Origin of the sequence: Amphritea pacifica (assembly GCF_016924145.1) — a bacterium.
GTDB classification, from domain to species: domain Bacteria; phylum Pseudomonadota; class Gammaproteobacteria; order Pseudomonadales; family Balneatricaceae; genus Amphritea; species Amphritea pacifica.
On sequence record NZ_JAFFZO010000270.1, the window covers coordinates 1 to 228 of the forward strand.

The 228-nt window shown below is 54.4% G+C and carries 1 protein-coding gene; it reads left to right on the forward strand.

All coding sequences use genetic code 11. The annotated features are described in order from the left end of the window. Nucleotides 1-228, forward strand: a 228-nt coding sequence (locus tag JW499_RS22315; RefSeq protein ID WP_416135418.1) for a transposase, incomplete at both ends; no start/stop codon positions are given.

A 228-nucleotide genomic window follows, 5' to 3' on the forward strand; every position in this document is an offset into this window, starting at 1 on the left:
CTGAGACCTGGCGCGCACGGTTAGCCGATATCAGTTGGTTTATGCGCAGTCTGAATGAATATATCGCCCGTAAAGCCAACCAGGAGGATAGCTGTCGGGGACATTTCTGGGAAGCGCGTTTTAAAAGTCAGGCCTTGCTGGACGAGCAGGCACTACTGAGCTGCATGGCGTATGTTGACCTTAACCCAATACGAGCAGGCATCGCCGAGACGCCCGAGCAATCGGCAT